This window comes from Pandoraea iniqua, assembly GCF_902459685.1.
In the GTDB taxonomy this organism is placed as follows: domain Bacteria; phylum Pseudomonadota; class Gammaproteobacteria; order Burkholderiales; family Burkholderiaceae; genus Pandoraea; species Pandoraea iniqua.
Window position 1 is genome coordinate 344,036 of sequence record NZ_CABPSF010000006.1, and the last position, 21,909, is coordinate 365,944.

Consider the following 21,909-nt stretch of genomic DNA (forward strand, 5'->3'; position numbering starts at 1 on the left):
TTGACAACGGCCCAAGGTGTCTCAGATTGTCCGGCACTGCGTGCAGTCCTTTGTTCGCTCAGTTGCCTCGACCATTTCCGTTCCGGCATGCGACTCAACCTTGGCGTTCCGAATGGCTGTGATGCGTGCGTAAGTTCTGCAAGCGCGCCTCCGAGGAATTGCAAGGTTTTAACGCTTAGCAAGCGCGCCATTCCCTCGGCCCATCGAAGCCTTGCGTCGGTGCGACTTTTGCTTCTTTATGGAATAGGTATAGGTAGGAGAGGTAGGCCGTAGTTGGTACTCATCAGAACGCGTTGCAGACGCGTCCCCGCATAGGACGACATACCCAATTGTCGATGCTTGGACTAGTCAGCAAATCCCGCCAAGTCTCCATCGGAAGGCGGTGTCCACGCGCACGATGGACGCACAGTGGGGCTCCGCTCGGATTTCACTGCCTTGGTAAGTTAAGTCATTCGGCCATGAAATGACGACGAATTGGACGACGAGGGGCTAAATGGACGCGCAGAATGAACTGATAGATGTGCTGGAAATATGCCAGCACATGCATCAGCGTTCTATGTATGAGGATCTTGAGATTGACGGAGAAGTTCGTGCAACTCTGCGGGATGCCAGGACCCCAAGATATCTCTTCCACATCGAGGAGTTTGTGGCAGATCTATTGAGATCCGACGAGTTGGCATTCACCGAGACCGAAGCGAACGAATTGGGTTGCGTGAGAGAAGGAAGACTTGCCAAGCGTTATTACGGAAAGGTGAGTGGTTGGATCTGTCTATATCAGGAGGGGACCCACTATGCTCCCAAAGTCAGTGCCTTTTACGAAGCCTGCCGTGACCTTGACCTGATGTCCGGCTGGGATGGCTTTCGACCTCCACGCAGTCGGCTTCGCGAGGACGGCACCAGATCTATGGATCTGTTCAACGCATTGATTGGATTGATACGCAAGCGCTGTGGTTCGCGTCGCTTCAAAGAAGCGGAGCGGTTGAGTCGGTTGAACGCGAAACGGAACGTGAAGCGCCTGATGGAGTTGGAAGCGAGAATGTTCTCAGAGGGAGGTGACCAAGGGGAAGGGCGTTCGCGCTGGTTGATCCTTTGGTTGACCTTGGGCTATGAGAGGCGTTATCGAAGTTCAGTTACGCCCGAACTTATATCCGAACACCGGAACAAGCTTCTGTCGGCTCGACGCACGACGAAACCGATGACCGGCGTCAAGAACTACGTGTGGACGATCGAAGCGGGGGCCGACGTCGGAATGCATATGCACGTTCTATTTTTTTACGCATCGGATCGAAACCACGATGAGTACTATGCGCGCCAGATCGGTGAGTATTGGGTGGAGAAGGTGACGGACGGTGTCGGCGACTATTGGAATGGCAATACGCCAGAGCGCAAGCGTCACTACCAAACGAGCGGATTTGGCATTGGAGTTGGGCAGATCAATTCGGTAGATGTCGAGAAGCGGGTGGCGCTGCGAAAGGTGCTTGAGTATATGGCGAAGGCAGATCAATATCTTCGAACGAAGGGGCTTCGGCGTATGCGAACGATCGGATGGGGTAAGGTCCCCAAGAAGATCAAAGCAGGGCGTAGGCGGGGCCGCGATAAGTGATCGGCATGGCTGGGCCGATGGATGTCCTCACTGAACCACGCGCTAGCGATTCTATATAGGCGTACTGACGGAGTAGGTGCGGGCGTGCGGAAGTCGATTCATAATCGGTTTACGCGCACCTAGCGCCAACCAAATACGCGAGAGGCCTCATTCACGTCCCTGACGCTCACTTCTTCAGAGCGAGTTGGCGTCGATACAGGCGTAACGATAGATCGGACTGGTCGCAGGCCGAGCGCACTCAGCTCTTCAATCCTCTGCAACAGTCTGGAGCTCAATGGCAACCTTGGAAAAGCCCCTCCAAACTGGTCGTCAGTCGAGCGACTCTGCGTCATTCGCCGAAATGTCCACTCCGCGAGAGTCCGAACCAGAGGATTTGGGTCTATGGCCACGTTAGGCGCAACCGGTCTGGGCAATGACTTCTTCTTGAGCGAGGGGAAATTGTTGGGGCGCTGATGGTCTGTGCGGCCGTTCGTTAGCTCACCCACTGGCGGTACAAGCGGGCAAATATCAAGAGTCAGGCTTGAACACCCTCCAGGATGTGAGTGCTTTCTGCGGAAAGTCTTGGATCTCGTCGTGGTGATGCGGCTGAGCGAACGCGCGATGATAACCTGCATGCTCCTCATGCGAAGCATTTCCTCCTCGAGTTGAGAAGAGGTGATCACGTCAGTTGAGGATATGGGTCTTCGCCGCTTCCCCAAGAAGCGGTTTTTTTTCGTCCCCAGATGAACTTCAATTGCACATTCTGCGAGACGTCAGTATGCCGAATCCAATCCGCATCGGGGATGCCCTTGAACATGGTGGTCAAGTTATCGGCTGCTCGCCAACATTCCTGTTTCTCGGCCTCGGTGTCGGTCGCCAGGGTGATCCTGCAATCTGTGAACTGCATGGAAAAACGAATATTGCCGAAGGCGCCGCGTCGTTCAGGGATCGGGGCGTTCCGATCGCATTACATATGCATCGTTGCCTCTGTGGGTGCCGGCTTGTTTCCTCGTTGGCGGCTTCGCAAGGAGTTTGATCCGAGAGATAGCTCTGGGAGCCTGATTTGTTATGTCAGGAATAGGGCTCGGCATGAAGTCTAATCCGTATGTGCGTTGGTACGCGTGAGCTATCCGACTATGCAGAACTCCCGGCACGTGTTGTGAGCCACATGAGGTCCTTGTTTTAACGGAGGGGAAGTTGAAGAAAGCACTGTTTGCGATATTGGTGTGTGTCGGTTTGACGCAGGTACCTACTGCTGAAGCTGCAAATTATGTTTTCCGGTTTGGGGATAGGTATCAGGAGCTTTCGCGGGATCCGGTCGGGGAAGGGCCTGGGTTGACCTTTGATGCGGCGCGAAGCAGTAATACGGCGCTTGCTGTCGGACCCGGTATCTCTATCGGGTTGAAGGTCGCAGGGGTATCTCTGGGGGTCGGCGCAAAAGCCTTGTATGTCAGTTCCTCAAGCGGTAACGGAGGCCTCGCAACGCCGTTCGGATTGACTGCAAGCGTGGGGCTTGCGAGTCACTTGGCCCTGTCGGGGCGCGCGTATTACACACCTGGAACCGCCTTCAATAGCCGATTGGGCGGCTATTCGCAATTCGCCGCCGGGCTTCAGTGGAGCCTTAAGCCCGTCGTGGTTGAGGCGGGGTGGCGATATGAGTCTCTCGGTGGGCGGCGCGGAGCACCGGATAGTCGACTGATCAATGGGGCTTACGCCGGGGTGGGTCTTTCGTTCTAGGGGGGGGGGGAGCGGCGCGGTCGTGTACCACGCATCGACCCAAGACTCGGCACGCGCGCCATAGTAGTGTTGAAGTGTTGGGGGAGGGCAATCGCGTGACCGCAAGTTGGCGGAGCATTTTATGTCGAGACTAAGGTCCGACAAATATGCGAATAGTCCCGGGGTTTGGGCCCACCTTCCCCATTCCGGAATCGCACACGTCGTGACCACACGTGGCTCTGAATGAAACATCTCTCGCTCCGCCAGCTACCTTTGTCCACCACATCCCGCGGTCGAACGTGTACGTGAATGATGGGGTGACAAATTTATCCGGACTGTTGAAGCTACCTATCCAGTTGATGCTCTTAGTGGCTGACCGGCAATCGCCGAATGGGCTGTCGCTTGACCGGAGCTCCATTCGCTGCGACGTTGCTCCCGCACGGATTTCGATGACCGTTGGGCCGTGGTCGATCATGCACGCATCCGCGACGTAGTTTAGCGTGAGGTCTTCGCTCGAAAGATTGCTGATGATCATCGAAAACGATTGTTCCGCATGAGCGGTTCGTGCGAGACACAGGGTGATGGCGGCGACAGCTAGCACATACCGATAGGTTTGATGCAAGTATGGTCTCCTAGGCAGTGTCAGTCTGATGGGGGGGGGGCGAGCATCCCGTGAGCCGAGGTATTCGGCGCTTGAAAGCATGCGGCATTCGAGTTCGTATGCCGCTTTGATTTTTGGATGCCGGCGTTTGGATTTCGTGTTCGCCGTGATTGCAGCGCATTGTCCTGAATCTTTGTGGGCATATTGCGGCGCGCAGGGGGAGCGAAGTGCTCTTTTCAAAAATCAGTTTTTTGATTGAATGCGCGTGGTTTTCGAGGTCGCGATACGAGCACTCCAGCTTTTGAAGGCGAGTTCGCGATAGTCTGGCACTGCTATCGCTGATTGCACCCACTGAGTTCGGTCAGTGCATAGCGAGTCATATCTCCTCTTTGGTTGTGCTTTTGCCGCTTCCGTGCGAAGCGGCACTTTTTTGAGTGTCGCTCTTCCCGGCGCTAGCACCTAAAACCATTGCTTCACCGAGTGAAGAGCGAGTCGACGACGGGCGCAATAGGAGATTGTCGGCGTGGTTGACCGGTTGCCTGTCGGATGCTGATATCGGACGGAGGTGATCGATCATGTCTCGTGCAATATCTATTGTGATGTTGTTCGTATTTGCAGTTGTGACCTTGGCTTTTAATTGGGCGATCGTTCTTGATGCATATGGAGGAGGGCAGCCGCGAGAGGACTTGGTTCGAGGCTGGGATAGCCCGCTAGCCGTCGTCATAGCTGTTGATGTTCTTGTGATGTTGATTGTCCTCTCGTTCCTCTGGGTGCGTGGTCCTACGCTGCAACGGCGGACCTGAGTCGCGTGAACGTGGGGATTCCCTGTCTCCAAGGGAAGTCTGCTTTTTGGTGGGCGAAAGGATGGATGGCGGATTTGCCGATCATAATTCGCTTAGGCGCAGAACATTGTGCCGTGTTTGACCCCTTCTGCCGCCCCCCAATTGGCAGAAGGGCGGGCCGCTTCCACAAGAAGCGGCCTTTTTCTTTGTGTGGCGGCTCCGAGAATCCAGGGCGCGCCGGTTCGCTTCGTTCCGAAATGTGAATGTATATGAGGTGCCGACTTTTCGCGACTGCGTGGGTGCATGGGAGCGTGCAAAAGAATGAAATCCGGAAAACAGCGAATCTCGAGAAATCTCTTCAGGCAGAACCGCTGGTACGAAATTGGCGCATCGTGCACGCCCATCTTTCGCTGGGTGGTTGTCGCACTTGTCGTGTCGATCTTGGTGGTGGGCATATATGCGGGAGCGCGCTGGCAGGGCAGATTACCTGGTCATCGGCTGGGCGGCGGGCGTATCGCCGCACTTCAATGTGCCTCGCCGGATGTGGGCAATTCCGCGAGGCTAGGCGTATGTCGCAAGGTAGGGGCCGGCAGTGAGAAATGCGAGCGGGCCTTAGGCGGGAGCGGCTGATGAGGTGGGAGGGCTGTGAGCATCTAGATGCTGAATCGCTGTCAGCCAAACGAGGTCTGTGTAGGGGGGGACTCAGCCCCCGCTGGCGATCCATCATCAACGTGTCGATCCCAACTTGCCTTGTTCGTGATCCGGTGAAGGCAATGGAGGGAAGGGCAACCGAAGGTGACTAGGTTTACCCCAACGCCAAGATCCGTAGTCGGGCCACTATGAAATATCTACGCAATGCTAGCGTCCGTGACGAGAAATGCATCGGTAGAGCGATGTGAGTAGAGGTGCCGTCGCGAATTGACGATATTCGACCATTTACCCACCATACTTCGTCGTTTTCGGAGCAAAGGTGCGGTGGTTCAATTTTCCATCCATGGAAAACATCATTTTTCATCGGCACTCCGAAGAACGTGCTTCCTACGGGCACTTTGCATTGCTGTATAGCAGACTTGCCAGTGGCATCTATGTGGATATCCGCCGTCTTGATGTGAATTGACTTGGGGGCGTGTGTGATCACGGATTCCAACATAGTCAGATCTGCCATTTTGTGAGCCCCGAAACTGTCGCGAAAAGAATGCCTCTTCGCAGCGCTGGCGCGCATCTCTAAGTCCTCGCTTGGGAAGAGGGCAAGGATTTTGGCAATCCGTGGGGGGGGGGCGGTCTCTCTGACGTTGTTGCATCGTCAGCGAGACGCCGCAACCTGTGATGCACGCCTTTATCCGTCGGGTGGTCGCTCGGAAACCATATGTTCGCGATCCAATGACTCAATACCGACGTTGGGGGCCTGGGCCGAACCGTCCACGCCCCCGGTCGTAGCGATCATCGTGCCATCTGGGGTCGGGGCCGTGATGGCGATTCCACTCCTCTCGGTCCCAGTAGCGGCGCCCGTCCCAATATCGGTCGCCATGCCAACCGATGGAAATCGAGAGGGTCGGTGCGACGTATGGCGCTGGTACGGGTTGGTAGATCACCGGCGGGGGCGCATAACTAGGAACCGGTGCCACATAAACCGGCGGTGGCTGGTATATCACTGCAGGGGGGGCGTATGCCGGCAAGGGAACCCCGATCGCTATTCCAACGTCAGTGTGAGCCATAGCCGCGTAGCTCACGAATGACATCGCGAGGGCCCCGACAAGGTGTTTCAGTCTCGAGTTAATCATCGTTTCGCATCCAAAAGCGTTTGTACGAAGTGCCTGGGTAGAGTCTGCGGCGCCAGTGCACGGCCGCCTTGCATGCGCTGTTGCATGCCTTCACATTCTAGTAATTGGTAAGTTCAATCCATTCGTCGACTGCAAACTCATAGTCGGAGACAAGCTCGTGTAGGGCTGGCATCTCCTTTTGAATCGTCTGGTGGCTATAGACGAAAGCCGCCAGAAGAATGCCAACAATCAAAGCGATCGGTACCCTAAGTCTCGTCGTGGCAGCGAGAAAATGGCGCTTAGAAATTCTCAAGGCGAGTAGTGGTGCGCATGAAATTTTGGCCTGCACCATTTCCGTCTGGGGATGCGATGTGATCGGCGCTTGATGCGCAAAAAAAGCAAGCTATTGGCGTCCTGGCATTTCTCTGGCTGCGTATTCCACTATGTCCTGACGAATGCAGTGAGTCGAATCCCGCATGTTTGCTTCGCGTGCCGGTCCACTTGCGTAGGGTAGCCGTGGATTCGGTTTGCTGGACCACTGTTGCTTCGCTGTGTGTACGCATGAGCGCCATTTCAACCGCAGATGCGTTGATTTCAAAACTATTGAGCGGGAGAGATTCGGGCTCGCCAGTCCAAGAGGAGACCGGATAGCGTTCTTGTTGAGTCGAGGGAGGTTCAGTTTGACTCTCCTCGAAACCGAACACGACCATATTCAAGGGGGGGCGGCACTTTCGTGCGAACTGTTGAAAATCCGGAAATTGAGGCTTCCCTTATGTCTGACGGTCTGAATGATTGATATATATCCTCAGGAAGCGAATCCGTGTGATGTCAGGGGATTTGAGCGCGCTATGCGGGGAGGGCATATGTTGCAAACATTGGTCGGTGTATCAACTGCAGTCTCGCTCTGGCGGAAGATCGGCGATTGCCTGCATAGGCGAGCATCGGCGCTTGTTCTCGTTCGAATGCTGAGATCGCCGAGCAATAGCTTTCCTTTAGGGTGGCCCTACGGGAACGTTAGCGCTTGGCGAGTCGCCGAATTGTGTATTGATACGACGTGCCGATTGCGTCCCGACATACTCGCAAGTGCCAATGAGAGCCGATCTCATCCGATATTGCTTGCTGCGGCGGCGATCGCTACGGGACTCACTATGATTGCTTCGCCTTGCGAGGACGATTTGCGACGTCTCGTGGCCGTCACACTCATTCGGTTTGAGGATCCGATCGCAGTCCTGAAGGTAACCTCAAAACTGAATAATGTTGACCGCTGGCTGATGGAATATATCGAAGCTGTAATGGCTGGGGGTGTTTACGACGTAGTTTCCGTTGACGTTTGAGGAGGATCGGGCACGGGGGATTGACGGTGTGTAATTGACCAATAAATTGACGTGAGGAGACAGAATGTTCGAGAAGAGAAATGTGTTGGGATCGTCGCTGCACACGATGCGCGAAGGGCTGGCGCAATCGTCGCCTTGTGCGCGAAATGTGATTACGGGAGCGCTTGCCGCAGTGGCCATGGGAATTTCAATTTCCGCAATGGCGAGTGCTCCGGTGGACAATGCAGAGCTAAATCCGACCAGTTGGATGCAGGGCTCGCCGCCTAGCCCGGATGCATCGATTACGCTCGATAACGGTGGGTTCGTCTACCCCAAGAATCGTTGGAGTTTCTCAAACATGCGCCGGCTGATGCCGTCTGCCAACGTGTGGCGAGGAGACGGCCAACCGTCCCCCCTCGTTCGCTCGCAACACATCAGCTCACCCATTGGAGATGTCACTTTTGCCGACTTGAATGGCGTTCGTCACAAGTTCTCTGATCTGATGCAAGTGACTGATGCCGATGGCATCATCGTGCTACACAAGGGGAAAGTTGTGTACGAGGAATATGCCGGCGTGTTGAAAAGCGAAATGCCACACGCCGTCATGTCCGTGACGAAATCCATCGTCGGCACGATAGCTGCGATGCTGGTCGAGGATGGGCGTCTCGATGCAGACGCTCAAGTCACCCAGTACGTTCCTGAGTTGGCTGGTAGTGCTTTCGATGGTGCGACGGTTCGACAGGTCATGGACATGACGATCGGCGTTCAGTATTCGGAGCAGTACAGCGATCCGTCTGCCCAAATCTGGGCCTATTTTCGAGCTGCTGGTGTTATCAAACGCCCGGACGGCTATGTTGGCCCAACGAACCTGTACGACTTCCTCAAGACCCTGAAACGCAATGGCGAGCACGGTGCGGCATTTGCGTACAAGACGCCCGACGCTGAAGTCCTGGGTTGGATAATCAAGCGCTCAACCGGCCGTCCGTTGTCGGAGTTGGTCTCAGCAATGATTTGGCAGCCAATGGGGGCGCAGGACGACGCCTACTTTGATGTCGATAGTCAAGGGACCGAATGTGCTGGGGGAGGCTTCAACGCAACGTTACGTGATCTCGCGCGGTTCGGGGAGGTGATGCGCAACGAGGGGCGCTACAACGGCCGCCAAATTGTGCCCGCACGTGTGGTCGCTGAAATCCGTGGTGGCGGGGATCGCGGGAAATTTGCGATGGCCGGCTTCAAGACACTGCCGGGGTGGAGTTATAAGGACATGTGGTGGGTTTCTGGCGATGATCATGGTGCATACGAGGCTCGAGGGATATTTGGGCAGGCCATCTATGTGGATCCCGAGGCTGAAATGACGATAGTGCGTCTCGCATCGACCAAGTTGCCGGCGAATGGCGCCAATGACTGGATCACTTTGCCGGCTTTTCGAGCGGTAGGTGAGTTCCTAATGGCGGCAAAGTCGGAATAACTGCAGTTGTGGTCCGATGGCGGTGGCCCCCTCGCGGGCCACCGCACATTCTTTGGGAAAGGGTTTTATGCCGCTTGTCGTGTGGCGGCGAGCGTGATCTCCCGAACGCACACGTGCTGGGGTTGTGCGTATGCGTATGCAATGACATTGGCGACATCGTCCGCGCTCAGGACGATACCTCCCATCTCTCTCTTCCAATTGGCGTAGTCTGACTTGATTGCCTCATTGGTTGTGTGGCTAAGCAACTCGGTTTCGACTGCGCCGGGTTCGACTGTGACGACGCGAACGTTGTGTTGCGAGAGCTCCTCACGAAGATTCTCGGACATTCCCGTCACGGCAAATTTGGTACCTACATACACTGCGTGATTCGGGAAGCTCTTCCGACCGGCGATTGAACTGACGTTGATTATAGTGCCGCGCTGACGGGTGATCATTCCCTGCGTTACGGCGTGAACGCCATTCAGTACGCCGCGAACATTAACGTCAATCATGCGATCCCATTCTTCGGGCGCCTGGTTCGCGACGTCGCCAAGTAACATAACTCCAGCGTTGTTCACGAGGCAGTCGACAGGTCCAAAGCGCGCTTCGGCTTGTGTGACTGCATTCATGTAGGCCTGTCGATCTGTCACGTCGACGCTTACGATCATTGTTTGTGGCCCGGCTAACGTGCACATCGGTTCCGTGCGACGGGCCATGAGCAGAAGAGGGTGCCCCATGGCGGAGAACTTGGCGGCGGTGGCGAGTCCAATGCCAGAGCTCGCTCCGGTAATTGCAATAAGGGGAAGCAAGGTTGTCGTCATGCTGAGCGGTTCCTTGTTGGAGATCATTTCGGTACGAAGCGTGCCGAAGTCTATTGAATCCACCTCCCGTTGAGAAATGGAGAATTCTTGTAGTATGCATAATTCAAATTTATGGATTGTTTATGGAGTATCGGCACCTCCGTGCATTTATCGCAGTTTTTGAGGAGCGCAATATCACGGCTGCAGCGCATCGCATGCATCTGACGCAGCCGGCGATATCCAACTGCATCAAGCAGTTGGAGCAAACGCTCGGCGTGTCGCTGTTTTCGCGAGAGGCGCGTGGCGTAGGCGTGACAACTGACGGGCGTAGCCTGTATCCGCAAGCGAAGAGGATGGTTGCCGACATCGAGCGCCTGCGCATACGCTTTCATTCCGGCCGTGCAGCGACGGTGCTTGAGATGGGGGTTGGGAGCGACGTCTCGGGCGGCATGTTGAGTTCATTTGTCCAGCGCGTTGAGCGGCATCTCCTGTCCGTATCGCTTCACGTGCGCGAAGGATGCGAAGGGGAAATCCGACTCGAAAGTGAGGAGCGGCGCTGTGAAGGAGAGTTGTTCACTTCCTTGTGGGTCGAGCCTTATGTTCTCGCCTACGCGCTTGGCTTGGACTTTGGGGGCTCGGGCGAGAGCTTCATCCGTTCTCGCTGGGTGACTTGCCCATCACACCCGACGCATCAGCAGTTGCTCCCCTTTTACGGCGAGGCTGGTGAAAATGCTGTCGCGCAGGCAACATCGTTGCGGCGCACCCTGGACTTGGTCGCGGCCGGGGCGGGAGTCGCAATTGTTCCTCGTTCGCTGGTGATGGAGAGGCGGGGCGTCGGCGCAAAATTAATACCTAGCATGGCAATTTCTCGGCGTGTAGGACTCTGCATTGGGGCCCAAGCGCTTCGTAATCCACATATCTCGAGACTTTATGAGACTGTCGTCGAGTGAGCCCCAGTGGGTGGGCTCTATGTGAGATTTCCCGCAATCTAGGTCGAGGCGCCAAATGGCGGGCTTATGTTGCAGATACTATCCGTCGTTGTTGTTGGTGTGTCCGCATGTTCCTCTGGAACCTTAATAGAAGTCGCCAAATTTTGGTGACTTCTTTTTTTTGAGGCGTGCTGCTACGGATCAAACATCTTTGCTTGTTTGTGAAATATGGCAGTTGGGAAATGAGCGTCAAATCAGGGCGAACGAGCAGTGCGGAATAGCTCAGTGCCGGCTGACGAACTGGTTGGGCGCTGAGGTAGGCGAATCCTATATCTACGGAGGAATCATGCTTCGACGTATGCTGGCAGAGAGCTTTGGGACGTTTTGGCTGGTCTTTGGTGGTTGCGGAAGTGCCGTATTGGCGGCGGCATTTCCTTCGCTTGGAATTGGATTTTCTGGAGTGGCGCTTGCGTTTGGCTTGACCGTACTGACGATGGCGTATGCCGTTGGGCATCTCTCCGGAGGGCATTTCAATCCCGCGGTTACGGTCGGTCAATGGGCGGGAGGGCTGTTTCCGGTGAAGGATATTCTTCCCTATGTGATCGCGCAGGTGGCAGGTGGGGCTGTTGCCGGCGGTGTGTTGTACCTGATCGCCAGCGGTGTGCCCGGGTTTGACGCATCGGCATCGGGGTTCGCCTCCAACGGGTATGGTGATCACTCCCCAGGCGGTTACGCTCTGAGTGCCTGTGTTGCCATTGAGTTTGTACTGACAGCATTTTTCGTAGTCATCATCAATGGGGTCGTTTCCCGTAAGTCACTCGCGTCCTTCGCTCCTATTCCGATTGGGTTGGCGCTAACGTTGATTCACTTGGTATCGATTCCTGTGACAAATACGTCAGTGAATCCCGCTCGCAGTACTGGGGTGGCCATATTCCAAGGTGGGTGGGCCGTCGATCAGCTTTGGATGTTCTGGTTGGTCCCCATTGTGGGGGGGGGAATTGGTGGCCTCATGTCGCGCGTGTTGCGCGCTACTGAGTAGCGCCCGGATTAGAGAGCGGACCTCGCGAATTGCGTGGTCCGCGTAGGGGAAGGTGCGGTGGTTTGGCGAAGTCTGTTTTTGTGTTTCCTACTGTATTGCTCGGGCGCCGGTGCTCAGGAGGTTAACCTGCAAGGTGGCCTCATGCACCTTGAGCGCGATGATCTCGAGCATAGCTACGCGTGGAGCTTCGGCTATAGGCAGCCAATTTCGCCACTCATTTCTACGTCGTTTTCCTGGCATAACGAAGGGCACATTACGGACCACCATCGGGATGGATTCGGTGTGCAGCTTTGGGCCGGCAAGACAGGCATCTTTGGTGGGCTCGATGCGGGTGTCGGGTTTGGTCCGTACCGCTACTTTGATACCGTCGCAGTTGGTTCAAATCGTGCCTATCGCAACCGCCATGGTGTCGGATTGATCTACAGCGCATACGTCGGATGGCCGTTCGCGAGGCGTTGGTCGGCAACCTTCCAGGGGGATTGGGTTCGTGCCAGTGAGGGTGTGAGAACGAACGCTTACACAATCGGACTTACGTATCGTTTTGCTGCGCTTCATCGAGACATGCGAGAACCTTCTCAGCGGCCGTCGATAGGTAGCAACACGCTATCGCTGCTCGGTGGCTTGTCGGTTGTAAATAGCCTTACGTCACAAAATGCAGGTGCTTATGCGATCGAGTTTCGCAGGAGCATGACTAGTTCTATGGACGGGACGTTGTCCCTACTACGTGAGGGGCGCAGTGACATCGGAGAGCGTCGCGGGGTAGCCGCACAGGTCTGGCTCCGAAAGGGGCTTGCGAATGATCGGTTGGCGTTGGGCCTAGGAATAGGGCCGTACGTGGCGTGGAAAAGATATCAGCCGAATCCAGAGGCATCCGGTCGGCAAAGTACAATCGCTGGCCTCTTGACGATGGCGGCTGATCTAAAGCCGTCTGAGCGTGTGTCCTTGAGTGCGTCATGGTCTAGAGTTGTGTCTCGAGCCGGGCGTGATAGTGACATCTTTCTGGCGGGTGTCGGGTTTCAGTTTTGACCTCGGGCATGAGTGAATTTATTCCCGGTGCGCATGCCGAAGGAGGCGTTGCGCCCTATGTTTCTGCGCTGAGTATCTGGTGCAAATGTGCACTTAACGATGCGCGCCAAGCGCAACAAGCGCGGACGGCGCCAGTCGTTGACGTAGAAGACTGGCTGATCGCGATGCTTAGGAAGCCCGGTGGGGCGGTGGGGGCCATTCTGAGGCAACTCGATGTTGACGCAAGTAAGCTGGAGCGGCATCTATGTGAGGCTGCTGCGCTCAACGTGAGAGAGTTACCAGAAGACGGTTCGGGCTTTTCCCGGCGGATTCGATTGCTACTGGAGTTGGCTTGGTTGAAAACTCAGATGGCCGATAGACCATCGCAATCGATGTCGTCAGCGCATATATGGATGGCACTAGCGGATGCCCCACAGTTTCATGCGATCCCTTGGCAGGACGACGTGCAGACGTTGTCATCCATTGCGATTGCTAGAGCGTTGCCCTTCGTCTATGTGTGGCCTTGTGACTCCCTGCGCCGGCATGCTAAGGGCGTCAGAGATTGCTGCGTCAATTTACCTCCTTGCGGAAGATTTATCAGCCATGAAAATGAAGTCGTTCACACTTGTTTGTGCCATCCTCATCGGCACATGGGGCCATTCCGGCGTGTCGGTCGGACAAACGGTGCGACAGGCAAAAGGAAATCTCGTTTCGTCAGCCCAGCAACGTGCCATCAATGCGGGAATCGCCAAACTCAAGTTAAGTGGTGAGCGTTCCGTGGCCCGAGAGTGGACCGAAGAAAAGCAGGTGGCCGAGTTCATTTGCCGCCCCGCGGCACTGCCGGCGTTAGCAAAGAAATTGAAAGGGGCGGACCGTGTCTTTCTTGGAAACAACGATCCTGAAAGTCTGTCGCTCGAAAGTACGACCAAGCTGGTTGGTGTTGGCCAAGCTCGCTTTGAGGGCGGATGGCGCGACTTTTCGTTCGAGTGTTTGATGGATGCGAAAACCGCCAAAGTGAAGAACTTCCAGATTACGCTCGTCCCGCTCGCCACAATCTAGTCCGAAGCTTTGAAAGCTCAAGCAGCGTAGCTGCCCTCTGCTTCTCGCAGAGAGGTGTCCGAATTTATCCCCTTCCCGCAGTCAAAATAGAACGCCGCACTTCCATCGGTTCATCCAAATAAGTTCCAAGAGGATACCGCCGAGTGACTTGATGCAGCTGATTTGACGCGAATTCAAACGCGAGCTTCGAAAATAAAAAGAATGAGTTTTGGGCTCAGCGGTACCTTGGTGCATACGATTGGAGTGCACTGCTGGGCGCGTTATCAGGAGAAAACTTGCGAGATCGTCTCTTCGACTTCCCGGTTCCCCAGGCTTGGCGCCACTGGATCGCACTTACTGCGACTGTGGCACCATTGGTTTGCGGTGCCTGGTTGTCCTGCGTAGAAGCCAGGAGAGCGATGGTCGCGGACGCGAACATGCAAGCGAGCCGCGCGCTGGAGGAAGTTGATCGAATGCTCTCGAACGCATCGATGACCGCGAAGCGTGTCGGGCTTGAGGCTGGTGCTCGATGCGCCGATGTGGTCCTTGAGCTGCGTGAGCAGGTGGATTCCGTTCTTTTTGTACGCTCGGTAGAGTTACTAACGAATGATCAGGAAATTTACTGCAGCTCGCTCCAGGGCGAGTATCGCAGGAGCATTGACGTCGAGGCCTATGTCGATGGCCGAGTTCGACTACTTCGCCATAGCGGTACGCAGCCTGATTCGAGCCTACTGATCTATCGATGGGTAAGTGGGGGGCGGGGGGCGATCGTGACGATAGACGGGCGCCACGTTCGCGATGCCTTGTCAATGGTCAGGCGAAATGGCACAGATTTGATGCTTGATGTTGGCGGTGAGGTGCTTGGGCGGGACGGCATCATGCCCAGCGGAATTGTGGCACCAAGCGACGCAATCGTTCTGCAATCTAAGTTGTTTCCGATCAGCGTATGGGCTGAAATCCCCAAAGGGGAGCTTCGCCGGCGCGTGCTTGCTGACTACTCCGTACTCTTGCTTGCGTTCGCCGTCTTCGGTGCGATTCTTGGGCTTTGCGCCAGGAAGGCCCTTAGTCTCGTTGGGTCGCGTCGACACGAATTGGAGCGTGCGCTGCGCACGGGAGAGTTTGTTCCATATTTCCAACCGTTGGTGAGTGCCTCCGGTGGGGGGTGGCTTGGTGCAGAGGTGCTGATCCGGTGGGAACACCCTAAAGAAGGCATTGTTGCTCCCAATGACTTTATCCCACTGGCCGAATCGACCGGCTTGATTGTCCCGATGACCCGCGGGCTATTTGATTCAGTGGCCACTGTTCTGAGTGAAGCTGAGGTCCCCGACGGATTTAGGCTTAGCTTCAACGTAAGTGCTCAGCATTTGCGCTGCTCGACGATCATTCGCGATTGCGAAGCGTTTCTTGCGAGACCTGGGATGCAAAGCGTTCAGTTGGTGCTCGAGTTGACAGAGCGCGAACTGCTGGAACCCAACAGTCACATTCGCGGAATCTTTGGTGCCTTGCACGAGATGGGCGTCAAAGTTGCTGTAGACGATTTTGGTACCGGGCACTCCAGCCTTTCGTATTTGCGAGACTTTGACATGGATGCTATCAAGATTGATCGATCATTTGTGGCGAAGATTGGGGAGAATCCTGCATCTGAGAAGGTGTTGGAGAGCATTCTCGAAATGTCCAGGAAGCTTAATCTCACGGTCATCGCAGAGGGGGTCGAGCGCCAATCGCAAGCTCAGTTTTTGCGTGAATTGGGTGTGCCGGTCTTCCAGGGGTTCCTTTTCGGGAGACCGATGGCAGGTGAAGTCTTCGTGCGGCACCTGCAAGGTCAGCAGGAAACGGACGGAGTGCCGGTTGGATGCAGCTCTCCTAGCCTGATGATCTGAGGCAAATCTCATTTTCCAGGTGGTTTCCCAAACGTAATATTTGTTGTTTTCGAACTTCTGGGTAGTCGACTCAACGCTGCTATCGATCGCGTCGCTGGAAGTTTGCCGTGCCTTTCGGGCTGGTGAGAGTAGGGGGGAAGATGCGAATCATTTTGGCGGACGACCATTCGATTGTGCGCTACGGAATTCGAATGGCGATTGAGGCGAGCGGTGTCGGAAGAATCGTCGGGGAGGTTGCGACAGCAGAGGAACTGGTCTCGACCGTGAAGCAGATTCAGTGCGACGTAATTGTGACAGATCTGTCCATGCCTGCATCCCAGGAGCGGGATGGCGTGCTCCTGGTCGAGCGGCTGCGCCGTCTCACACCGCACACTCCGATTGTCGTAATTACCGCAATGCGAAATCTTGCGATCGTGAAGATGCTTGTTTCGCGTGGGGCGTTGGCCGTTGTGGACAAGGGCAGTGGCATTGACGACTTGATAATGGCGCTGCGTTATGCGCTGCGAAGGGAGGTCTACCTGAGCGGCAGTATCCGGAAGTTGCTTCGCGAGGCCCAGTTATCCGAGCGCAGCCTGTTTCGCGAGTCAGTGCTGACTCGCTCCGAAATCGAAGTTCTTCGTATGTTTGCGTACGACGGGCTCTCGATCTTAGATATCGCCAAACGCCTTCACCGAAGCCCAAAAACCATCAGCAAACACAAGCGAAACGCGCAAGAAAAGCTAGGATTGGCGACAAACCAAGAACTACTCGATTTTTGCCGAAACAATGAAAAGCTCTCGCAGTAGCGCAGTGAGTGCGGCGGGATGTTCGGCCGGGTGTCGAGCCTGGCTGGGTGGTGCCCTTTTAAGCATGTTTCCCTATGCAGCCTCATGGGGACAGCAGCGACAGTCCAATATCGCCGGTACCGAGGTTGCCAACACGCATATCGGTTTGATGGTCGTAGCGTTCGTCCTTGCGTTAAGCGTTCTGGTTATCGCATTGCTGTTGATTCGCCTGGGACAAGAGATTCGCTGGCGCATGCGCACCGAGCAATCACTGCGATTTCAGATTGGCCTGCAAGCGGCTGTCATGGAGGCGGTCCCTACACCACTCTTCTTGCAGGATGAGAATGGGCGATATTTGGCGGTAAATCCCGCGCTGGAAGAGGCCACAGGCTTACTCGCGGAGCAACTTATCGGCAAACCAACGGATGGCGCGGGGCTGTTCGATGTTGATGAGTGGAGCAAGATCGAATCGAGTTTGACTCAAGTGCGCGCTACGTCCGCCCGAGTCAAGGGTTCAACGTTTTACACGACCCTGGATGGTGAGCGCCGGGAGGCGCTCTACTGGGTAAGAGCCTGCACAGGGGGGGCAGATCATCCCGATACGGTTCTTGCCGCGTTCCTTGACGTTGCGGATCTCAGAAAAATGCAGCGGCGAGAGGTCGAACTCAAACAGCAATTGGTTGAGTTGACACAGTCGGTCCCGATCGGGATTTTCCAGCTTCGGTATCTGCCCAAAGTTGGCTTTTCATTGTCGTTCGTCAACGCTCCCGCATTTCGGATGCTGGGGGTTTCGTCGGACGTTGCTGAGCACCTGCTCCTGGCGTTCGGCCAAGCATTATCCGAACCGGCGCGATATCGCCTGATTCGTAGTCTGCTGCGTGGCTCGTGTCATGACCAAGCGACAGACATGGAGATAGAGCTATCGAGGCTGTCAAACGAAGAGGAAGTCGTTCGAATCGTTGCTGTCCCATCAGACGGTAAGGCTGAAGGGATGCTCTGGAATGGCTATGTGCAAGACATCACTCAAGCGCGTCGGCAAAGCTTGGCGCTTTCTGATGCTAAGTGCAACGCGGAGGCCGCGTCCGCGGCGAAGGACGCGCTACTTGCAACCGTGAGTCATGAACTCCGGACGCCGTTAAGTGGTGTGAAGGGCATATTGGAGCTCCTTGAGCACGCGGAGTTGGGCGAAGAAGAACAGCGCTTAGTTGGGATCGGCCGGTCGGCAGCGTCGATTCTTTCTGCGATTCTAGAAGACATTTTGGCCTTTTCCGCGGCGACGCAAGGCGAGTTGAAGGTTGTCCCGAGAAACGTGTCGATAGTTGCGGTTGCCCGTGAGGCGGCTGCACTCATCGAACCTTCTGCCGAAAAAAAAGGTCTTTCGCTAGAGGTCGATGTTGCTCCAGGTTTGGCGTGTTCCTACGTCGCCGATGATAGACGGCTTGCCCAAGTGCTTCTGAATCTGCTCGGAAACTCGGTGAAGTTTACGGAGTCGGGACGCGTTGTGCTGAGGGTCTCCTCTCGATCTGTGGATCTGTCGCGCGACCTCGTTACGCTGGAAGTCAGTGACACCGGCATGGGGATTGCCCCCGATGAAGTTGCAATGATTTTTGAGCCGTTCGTCCGAGGGCATGGCGCCAATCGCGACAAGCCGGGCGTGGGGTTGGGGCTCTCAATTTCCCGAGCAATCGTTGAGTCCATGGGAGGGCGGATTTCGGTATCTCGCTTCGAGGAGCACGGCACGACGATGTCCGTTGAGCTCACGCTTCCGATCGCGAGGAGTGTGGTCGTCGACTCGCTGGCTTCTGAGCCTCCCGAACTGGCTAAGCCACCGCCTGATGGGAATTGGCTCCGAGGTAAGCAGCGGATGCACGTCCTAGTGGTAGATGATGCGCAGTTGAATAGAGATCTTCTGCAGTTGCAACTCGCGCGGCTTGCAATGACCTGTGATGTTGCCAGCGATGGCGCTCAGGCGTTGCGGTTGCTAAGGTCCAAGCGCTACGACCTGATCATTACAGACTACGCGATGCCTGGCATGGACGGCCCAGAGTTGATCGCGCGCATTAGGGGCGAGCTTGGACATGCCGCGGTACCAATCTACGTTCTTACCGCCCATCTGTCGACGACATTGCGGGCAGCCTGTCTAGAGGCCGGTGCCAACGAGGTGCTCCTCAAGCCTCTGGACTTAGTCACGTTGCAATCAAAACTCGGCACTGAGCAAGTGGCCGACGACGCTGTTCTCAATGCGCGAAGCGCGCTCTCCCTTGAAGAAAACCCTGCTCTTCGGACTCGACTAATCGCTGCGTTGGACGAACTCCTGGCCGAACTTCGCTTGCCTGGCACGCTGAAGGCGCGCGACGCGGCGAAATTGCGGGAGATCGCGCACCGGACGGCAGGTACCGCTGCTTGGTTTGGATTGAATGAGCTGGCGACGACTGCGCGAGAGACAGAGGATTGGCTCGACGGAGGCAATTTCGATGATGATTCGGCCCGCAGTCTGATACGAGCCATTGATTTGGTAGTGAAAAGGTTATCAAACCCCCTGTGAGGCGCGCAAACACTGGGTTGATGATTTTTGGGAGGTTTGGGAGGGTCGAGTGAGACATTGGGGAGAGCCATATCAAATCAAATTTTCGAAAATAGTCCCTGTACGTTTGGTTAGGTGCGGTTTGCAATGTTTGCGAGGCAATCACAGACAACGCGGATATTCGTCTGTGGGGCCCGGGGCGATCGTCGAGAAACATTGACACCACTTTGAGGGAAAGGGGGAGATATGTTCGGTGAAGCGTTGTATGGGGAGCGCATTGTCTTGATCGACGCGCCAATCACGCAATCTGTTGAGGTGATGGAGGGAGTCGCCAGGGCAGGATACCAAAGTTTGGCCGTCGGAAATGTTCTTGGCGCAATGCGAGACGCGCAAACGGAGAGGCGGGCGGCGTTGGTTCTAATGAAAGTCACATCGGGATCGGTAGACGCGGTTGCCCGATGTGTTGAATTTGGGATGAGCGACATGTCTCGCCGTATCCGAGTCATGGTGTTGGGGCCAGCAGGCGCGCCAGAGTTGCGCGTTCAGTGTTTTCGCGTCGGGGCATTGGATTACATCGAAGCGGGGGCAAATCGTGAGGAGGTGGAGATGCGCATCAGGATCCGAATGACCCTGGGCAAGGTCCCCGACCACGTCGCTCAGGCGCCAAGCGCTGGGCTAGCGTCGCGCCGATACGAGGTTCATCGCCTTGCCGTCAGATATCTGAGATCTGCAGATGCGACGGTGACTTCGAAGGCGATGTTGGCCGCCCGCATTGGTGTGTCGGTTGCTAACCTTGAAGCGGCATTCAAGGAAGTTGAGGGGTGTAGCGCCGTAGAGTTTCTGCGTCGTCATCGGATCGAGCGAGCGAGGCAAATGCTCAGCACCAGCTCAATGAGCGTTACCGCTATTGCCGAGATGCTCGGATTCTCCAGCGGTGCCAATTTCGCCACTGCCTTCCGGCAATTGATAGGCATGAGCCCATCGAGGTTCAGGGAGAATCAAGGTGGCGGGGTAAATGGTTTTTTGGTGAGTTCTGGTGACGTATGAATGCTCAAATCGAAAATCAGGGAATCCAGAATAGTCGCGCGTCTGCGAATCACGTCGGCGTTGACGTTTCGGCTCGCACGCCCATATCTATTTGGATTTTGACAGAGCGGCGGGAGATCTTTGAGGAGGGCATCGAGATGCTCCGCTCGCAGATGTTCAGTGTCCGCGTTGTGAAGGATGGATGGCGTACTCACGATGAAGCGTTGATCGCGCCGCCGACTGCCTTTGTTATCGACAGCGCACTCACGTGCATGGATGCGGTAGCGTTTTGTAACCTCGTGCGAGGAACTGAGCGAATGGAGCGAATCCCCCTCATTGTTGCTGATGAGGCGCCTCAAAGTGAAACTCGAATTCGCGCGTTTGCCGCGGGGGCGTCGGACTGCATCGTTCTGCCATTTATGCCGGAAGAGCTCGTCGCGAGACTCAGGCTACTTATCGAGATCGGTAGGCGAGACGCCTGCCAAACTGAGCGGGCGGAGCGGCAGTTGACAAATACCCGCGGCGCGCAAGTCGCCGTGGAGTTAATTGATCGCGAAGGCCCTGCAAGATGGAGCGTTAGGTCGCTCGCCAGACGGGTAGGTGTGAGCGAGCGTCGATTGACGGACGAATTCCGAGAGTCGTGGGGAATGTCGGCGACCGAATATTTACGTCGGGAAAAGATGGAGCGAGCTGCATGGCTCCTGAGAAATTCCGGCGTTGCGGTGGGTGTCGTGGCACGCCAGGTCGGTTTTCCAAGTCCGTGCAACTTCAGTGTGGCATTTAAGCGCTTTTCAGGAATGTCTCCGTCGGAGTTCCGAAACGAACCGGTCTGCGCTGCGCAGAGTCCGACTGACGTGAGCGTGGGCAATGGGGGGCAGGCATGCTTGGACGTGCGGTAATACGGTTGGTGGTTGCAAGCATTTTGATGGCGATGATCGGGAAAAGCGCATATGCGTCTGAACAGATGGATGTGCAGCAGGATGGACGCTGGTCCGTCGTCGTTAGCCCTTATATTTGGGCGGCGTCGCTGAGCGGTCACGGAGCGTTTGGACCGAACGAGGTGCCTGCACGAGTGTCATTCCCGACGATCGTCAGCAACTTAGACCTTGCGGTAATGGGGGAGGTCGAGGTAACCAACGGTAGATATGGTGTGTATTTCGATGGTCAGTACACCAACGCAGGGAAGGACGCTTCGATAGGTGGTCTTGATGCGCGATTCGCGACAACTTCCAAGATGATTACCGTTGGAGGCTTCTTTCGCGCTGCGACATTTAGCCAATCTGGGCTCACGCGCTTTGGTCATTCGCGAGAAATTTCGATCGAGCCGACATTTGGTTTTCGTTGGACCCAACTCATTGCGTCGGTCACTCCGATGGTCGGGCAACATACGTCGAACTGGATTGATCCATTCATCGGCCTTCGTGTGAATGCAGACCTTTCGGAGCGCTGGACTTTATTCTCCGAGGCGGACATCGGCGGGTTTGGTGCCGGCTCCCGATTCAGTACGAATCTCCAGGTGTATGCAGGATATCGGATGTTTCTCTTCAAGCAGCCTGCAATTTTTCGGGTGGGCTATCGAGCCTGGTATCAGGATTACGCCCATGGCGATGGCGGCGATCGCTTCTCATGGCGTGTGACGCAGCATGGCCCTGTTGTGGGGTTATCGACGATCTTCTAATCCGGGAGGGGGGGCGGAGGAGCAG

Annotated in this window: 16 protein-coding genes and 1 pseudogene; 14 read left to right on the top strand and 3 right to left on the bottom strand. The window is 55.7% G+C overall.

Annotation, left to right across the window (positions count from 1 at the left end; translation table 11 throughout):
* The first annotated feature begins 493 nt into the window (after positions 1 to 493).
* Positions 494 to 1,603 carry an inovirus-type Gp2 protein gene (locus tag PIN31009_RS20935; RefSeq protein WP_150740258.1) on the top strand — a complete coding sequence of 370 codons (1,110 nt, stop codon included), beginning with the start codon at positions 494 to 496 and terminating at the stop codon, positions 1,601 to 1,603.
* A 658-nt stretch (positions 1,604 to 2,261) separates the two neighbouring features.
* Here PIN31009_RS20935 and PIN31009_RS28210 read toward each other — a convergent pair.
* A complete protein-coding gene (locus tag PIN31009_RS28210; protein ID WP_246185791.1) occupies positions 2,262 to 2,489 on the bottom strand; it encodes a hypothetical protein in 228 nt (75 codons plus the stop codon).
* Here PIN31009_RS28210 and PIN31009_RS20940 point away from each other — a divergent pair.
* Together PIN31009_RS20940 and PIN31009_RS28480 are read left to right on the top strand one after the other, a co-directional pair.
* The gene (locus PIN31009_RS20940; protein ID WP_306440203.1) at positions 2,433 to 2,618 is read left to right on the top strand and encodes a PAAR domain-containing protein; all 186 of its coding nucleotides are present in this window, start codon (positions 2,433 to 2,435) and stop codon (positions 2,616 to 2,618) included. The genes PIN31009_RS28210 and PIN31009_RS20940 overlap by 57 nt on opposite strands.
* Before the next feature lie 188 nt (positions 2,619 to 2,806).
* The gene (locus tag PIN31009_RS28480; RefSeq protein ID WP_370855784.1) at positions 2,807 to 3,319 is read left to right on the top strand and encodes a YfaZ family outer membrane protein; all 513 of its coding nucleotides are present in this window, start codon (positions 2,807 to 2,809) and stop codon (positions 3,317 to 3,319) included.
* 2,747 nt (positions 3,320 to 6,066) lie between these two features.
* Here PIN31009_RS28480 and PIN31009_RS28215 read toward each other — a convergent pair.
* Positions 6,067 to 6,462 (bottom strand): hypothetical protein, encoded by a 396-nt coding sequence (locus tag PIN31009_RS28215; RefSeq protein WP_150740260.1) that lies wholly within the window; start codon positions 6,460 to 6,462, stop codon positions 6,067 to 6,069.
* A gap of 1,377 nt (positions 6,463 to 7,839) precedes the next feature.
* Here PIN31009_RS28215 and PIN31009_RS20955 point away from each other — a divergent pair.
* Complete coding sequence (locus PIN31009_RS20955) at positions 7,840 to 9,222, top strand: serine hydrolase domain-containing protein (RefSeq protein WP_246185784.1); 1,383 nt, start codon at positions 7,840 to 7,842, stop codon at positions 9,220 to 9,222.
* A 65-nt stretch (positions 9,223 to 9,287) separates the two neighbouring features.
* On the opposite strand, the gene PIN31009_RS20960 is transcribed toward PIN31009_RS20955, so the two are convergent.
* The gene (locus PIN31009_RS20960) at positions 9,288 to 10,022 is read right to left on the bottom strand and encodes an SDR family oxidoreductase (protein WP_150740261.1); all 735 of its coding nucleotides are present in this window, start codon (positions 10,020 to 10,022) and stop codon (positions 9,288 to 9,290) included.
* Between the two features lie 122 nt (positions 10,023 to 10,144).
* On the opposite strand from PIN31009_RS20960, the gene PIN31009_RS20965 reads away from it, so the two are divergent.
* From PIN31009_RS20965 to PIN31009_RS21005, 10 genes and pseudogenes are all read left to right on the top strand, one after another.
* The gene (locus PIN31009_RS20965) at positions 10,145 to 10,951 is read left to right on the top strand and encodes a LysR family transcriptional regulator (protein WP_150740262.1); all 807 of its coding nucleotides are present in this window, start codon (positions 10,145 to 10,147) and stop codon (positions 10,949 to 10,951) included.
* Positions 10,952 to 11,276: 325 nt separating this feature from the next.
* Positions 11,277 to 11,969 carry an aquaporin Z gene (gene aqpZ, locus PIN31009_RS20970; protein ID WP_150740263.1) on the top strand — a complete coding sequence of 231 codons (693 nt, stop codon included), beginning with the start codon at positions 11,277 to 11,279 and terminating at the stop codon, positions 11,967 to 11,969.
* 1,034 nt (positions 11,970 to 13,003) lie between these two features.
* Positions 13,004 to 13,405: pseudogene (locus PIN31009_RS28520) on the top strand (Clp protease N-terminal domain-containing protein); the annotation flags it as partial.
* A gap of 172 nt (positions 13,406 to 13,577) precedes the next feature.
* Positions 13,578 to 14,033, top strand: coding sequence for a DsrE family protein (locus tag PIN31009_RS20975; protein ID WP_150740264.1), 456 nt, complete (start codon positions 13,578 to 13,580; stop codon positions 14,031 to 14,033).
* Between the two features lie 275 nt (positions 14,034 to 14,308).
* Positions 14,309 to 15,892: an EAL domain-containing protein gene (locus tag PIN31009_RS20980; protein WP_150740265.1), complete on the top strand. Its 1,584-nt coding sequence runs from the start codon at positions 14,309 to 14,311 to the stop codon at positions 15,890 to 15,892.
* Between the two features lie 140 nt (positions 15,893 to 16,032).
* Positions 16,033 to 16,677, top strand: a complete 645-nt coding sequence (locus PIN31009_RS20985; protein ID WP_150740266.1) for a response regulator — start codon at positions 16,033 to 16,035, stop codon at positions 16,675 to 16,677.
* 64 nt (positions 16,678 to 16,741) lie between these two features.
* Complete coding sequence (locus PIN31009_RS20990; RefSeq protein WP_174991081.1) at positions 16,742 to 19,201, top strand: ATP-binding protein; 2,460 nt, start codon at positions 16,742 to 16,744, stop codon at positions 19,199 to 19,201.
* Positions 19,202 to 19,426: 225 nt separating this feature from the next.
* Positions 19,427 to 20,227 (top strand): helix-turn-helix transcriptional regulator, encoded by an 801-nt coding sequence (locus PIN31009_RS20995; protein ID WP_150740268.1) that lies wholly within the window; start codon positions 19,427 to 19,429, stop codon positions 20,225 to 20,227.
* Entirely contained in the window at positions 20,224 to 21,105 is an 882-nt protein-coding gene (locus PIN31009_RS21000) for a helix-turn-helix domain-containing protein (RefSeq protein ID WP_150740269.1), read from the top strand. Before PIN31009_RS20995 ends, PIN31009_RS21000 begins: the two co-directional genes overlap by 4 nt.
* Entirely contained in the window at positions 21,087 to 21,884 is a 798-nt protein-coding gene (locus PIN31009_RS21005) for a hypothetical protein (RefSeq protein WP_150740270.1), read from the top strand. The genes PIN31009_RS21000 and PIN31009_RS21005 overlap by 19 nt, the downstream gene beginning before the upstream one ends.
* Positions 21,885 to 21,909 lie beyond the last annotated feature (25 nt).